Origin of the sequence: Phenylobacterium sp., assembly GCF_030654915.1 — a bacterium.
In the GTDB taxonomy this organism is placed as follows: domain Bacteria; phylum Pseudomonadota; class Alphaproteobacteria; order Caulobacterales; family Caulobacteraceae; genus Phenylobacterium.
Window position 1 is genome coordinate 1 of sequence record NZ_JAURWM010000265.1, and the last position, 3,999, is coordinate 3,999.

The 3,999-nt window shown below is 68.2% G+C and carries 3 protein-coding genes; 2 read left to right on the plus strand and 1 reads right to left on the minus strand.

Features of this window, described 5'->3' with window-relative positions:
- On the plus strand, positions 1–340 hold a 340-nt coding region (locus tag Q7T84_RS13820), incomplete at its 5' end, for an amidohydrolase family protein (protein WP_304809888.1).
- Positions 341–535: 195 nt separating this feature from the next.
- A complete protein-coding gene (recQ, locus tag Q7T84_RS13825; RefSeq protein WP_304809890.1) occupies positions 536–2,377 on the plus strand; it encodes a DNA helicase RecQ in 1,842 nt (613 codons plus the stop codon).
- Here the strand turns inward: recQ and Q7T84_RS13830 are convergent.
- The coding region (locus tag Q7T84_RS13830) for an NAD(P)/FAD-dependent oxidoreductase (RefSeq protein WP_304809892.1) at positions 2,374–3,999 on the minus strand (1,626 nt) is incomplete at its 5' end. The genes recQ and Q7T84_RS13830 overlap by 4 nt on opposite strands.

Consider the following 3,999-nt stretch of genomic DNA (forward strand, 5'->3'; position numbering starts at 1 on the left):
AGATCGGACACGCGGCCCGAAGCTGACGCTGGAAGCCATGGTCCGCATGCAGACCCATGACACCGCCCAGGCGGTCGGGCTGCACGACCGAGGACTGATCCAGACCGGCTACCGCGCCGACCTCAATGTGATCGACTATGAGGGCCTGACCCTGAAGGCGCCGGCCGTCGCCTACGACCTGCCGGCCGGCGGCAGGCGCCTCGTCCAGCGCGCCGACGGCTATGTGGCCACCATCGTCGCCGGCGAGATCACCTATCTGGACGGCGAACCCACCGGCGCCCTGCCCGGCCGCTTGCTGCGCGGCGCCCAGGCCACGCCCCAGGCGATCGCGGCGGAGTAGCTCCGCCACCAGTTCGTCATCCCCGGGCGCTTGTCCCGGGGATCCATACGCGCGGAGCGTCCAAGCGAACCCGCGACCTCCGAGTCTATGGATGGCCGGCTGTTGAGGGAAAGGAACGCGGCGAATGCCCCATGGGACATTGGCCGCAGCATCTTTCCCTCCCCATGACCGGCGGGCATGGCTATGTAGCGCCCCATGCCTGCTTCCCTCGATGAAGCGCGGGAAATCCTGCGCCGCACTTTCGGCCATGCCGAGTTCCGAGGTCGCCAGGCCGAGGTGATCGCCGAGATCCTGGCCGGGCGCAGCGCCATGGCCGTGCTGCCCACCGGCGGCGGCAAGAGCGTCTGCTATCAGATCCCCGCCATGATGCGACCGGGTCTGGGCCTGGTGGTCTCGCCGCTGATCGCGCTGATGGCCGACCAGGTCGCGGGCCTGCAACAATCCGGCGTCGCCGCCGCTCGCATCGATTCCACCGGCGAGTCCTGGGAACGCGCCCAGACCTGGGAGCGGATCGAACGCGGCGAACTCGACCTGCTCTACATCTCCCCCGAAGGCCTGATGCAGCCCTCGATGCTGGACCGGTTGTCACGCACGCCGCTGGCCCTGATCGCCATCGACGAGGCCCACTGCGTCAGCCAGTGGGGCCACGACTTCCGGCCCGAGTACCGGATGATGGGCCGGCTCGCCGACATTTTCCCCAACGTGCCGCGACTGGCCGTCACCGCCACCGCCGACACCCGAACCCGCGAGGACATCCGCACCGAGCTGCGGCTGCACGACTCCGCCGAGTTCGTCGCCAGCTTCGCACGTCCTGAATTGGCCCTATCGGCCGAGCGCAAGCGCGGGGCGGGTCACAAGCGGGTGCTGGAGCTGGTGGCCGCCCGGCCCGACCGCTCCGGCGTCATCTACGCCGGCTCGCGCGACGGCGTGGACAAGCTGGCCGACACCCTGCGCGGCGAAGGCGTTCCGGCGCTCGCCTACCACGCCGGCCTCGACAAGAACCTGCGCGCCGAGCGGCTGGAGAAGTTCCTGGAAGCCGACGCCGCGGTGATGGTCGCGACCATCGCGTTTGGCATGGGCGTCGACAAGCCCGACGTCCGCTTTGTGATCCACGCCGATCCGCCGGCCTCCATCGAGGCCTACTGGCAGGAGATCGGGCGGGCGGGGCGCGACGGCGATCCGGCCGAGGGCATCACCCTCTATGGCGCCTCCGACATGGCCTGGGCGTTCCGGCGCCTCGACGGCCGCGATGTCGATGAGAGCGTCAAGCAGGTCCAGGGCCGCAAGGTCCGCCAACTCTACGCCATGCTGGACGGCGGCTCCTGCCGCGCCGCCGCCGTGCGCCGCTACTTCGGCGAGGAGGGCGTCGATTCCTGCGGCCAATGCGACCTTTGCCTGGGAACCGTCGAGACCGTCGACGCCACCGAGGCCGCCCAAAAGGCGCTGTCGGCCGTGCACCGCATGGGCGGCCGGTTCGGCCGCGTGCGGCTGGTCGATCACCTGCTCGGCAAGACCAAGACCCCGTCAGCCTTCGAGGCGGGCCTGTCCACCTTCGGAGTCGGCCAGGAGCTCAGCGCCGCCGAATGGCGCGACCTGTTCGATCAGCTGCTGTTCGACGGCCTGCTGCGCGAGAACCACGAGGACGGCTATCCGCTGATCGGCCTTGGCGAGGTCGAGTACGTGAAGGCGGTCTATCGCGGCGAGCGTCGGGTGGCCCTACGCAAGGGGCTAGACGATCCCGAGCCCGGCGCAAGGTCGACCCGGACCCGCAAGAAGACCGCCGGGTCGAGCGCGGCGACGGTCATCGCCCCGCATGACCAGCCGCTGTTCGACGCCCTGCGCGCCTGGCGGCGCGACGAGGCCGCGCGCCAGCATCTGCCGCCCTATGTGATCTTCCACGACCGCACCCTGGCCGAGATCGCCGCCAAGAAACCGGCCGGCCTGCCCTCGCTCGCCGCCATCTCCGGAGTCGGCGAGGGCAAGCTGGAGCGTTACGGCGAAGCGGTGCTGGAAGTGCTGCGCGCCGTCGACGCTTAGGCCCCCGTCAGCTCCAACCCCTTCAACTGCCCCTCGGCGCGCCATTCCTCCAGCAGCTGGATGAAGGCGATCGAGCCCTTACCGTAAGGGCCGTTGCGGGCCGCCAGCGCCGAAGGTTTGCCTTCGTTGTTGTAGTAGCCGGGGGTGCATTCCTCCGCGAACTTCGCGCGCTGCAGCGCCGAGGCGATCACCGTCTCCACCCACTCGGCTTCGGCGGCCTCAGAGGTCTCGACCAGGGTCACGCCGTTCTGTTGGGCATGGGCCAGTATGTAGGCGATGTGCTTGCCCTGTTCGTTGAGCATGTGCGGATAGTTCACCGTGAACCCCGACTGGCTGTTGCTCATCACGAAGCAGTTGGGGAAGTCGCGGACATGGATACCGTGGAACGTGGAAACGCCCTCGCCCCACTTCTGCGTCAGGGTTTTGCCGCCGCGGCCGTGGACCTCGTAGCCGGCTCGCCGAGCGTATTCGGTGCCGACCTCGAAGCCGGTGGCGTAGATCAGGCAGTCGATCTCGTACTCGACCCCGTCCACCACAACGCCGGTCTCGGTGATCGCCTCGACCCCACGACCCTGCGTATCCACCAGGGTGACGGTCGGCCGGTTGAAGGTGTCGAGATACTCGTCGTGGAAGCAGGGACGCTTGCAGAATTGGTTATAGTAGGGCTTCAGCGCCTCAGCGGTGGCCTCGTCCTGGACGACCTGATCCACCCGGCCGCGGATCTGTTCCATCTTCTGGAAGTCGGCCAGCTGGACCAGGGTGTCGGGATCCTGGACGCCCGCCCCCGCCGCCTTGGTGCGGGCGATCATGCCCAGGTTGCGGATGATGTCGGTCCAGCCATCATTGACCAGATCCTCCTTGGCGAAGCCGCCGGAGACCAGGGTGTTGAAGTTGTCCATCCGCGCCTGCTGCCAGCCCGGCGTCAGTTCTCCGGCCCATTGCGGGTCGGTCGGCCGATTGTTGCGGACGTCGATGGATGACGGGGTGCGCTGGAAGACGAAGAGCTGGGCGGCGGCGGCCCCGATATGCGGCACGCACTGCACAGCCGTCGCGCCGGTGCCGATGATGCCGACCCGTTTGCCGGCTAGACCGGTCAGCCCGCCGTTCGAGGTCCCGCCGGTATAGTCGTAGTCCCAGCGGCTGGTGTGGAAGGAGTGACCCTTGAAGGTTTCGACGCCGGGAATCCCCGGCAGCTTGGGCCGGTGCAGCGGGCCATTGGCCATGCAGACGAAGCGGGCCTTCATCGCATCGCCACGGTTGGTCGAGATGATCCAGCGCGAGGCCGCCTCGTCCCAGACCATGCCGGTGACTTCGGTCTGGAAGCAGGCGTTGGAATAGAGGTCGTATTTCTCGCCGATGGCCCGGCTGTGGGCCAGGATCTCCGGGGCGCGAGAGTACTTCTCGACCGGCATGTAGCCGATCTCTTCCAGCAGCGGCAGATAGACGTAGGATTCAACATCGCAGGCCGCGCCCGGATAGCGGTTCCAATACCAGGTGCCGCCAAAGTCGCCGCCCTTCTCGATGACGCGGATGTCGCTCACACCGGCCTCGCGCAGCCGCGCCGCCGCGAGCAAGCCGCCGAAGCCGCCGCCGATCACCACCACCTCGACCTCGTCGGTCAG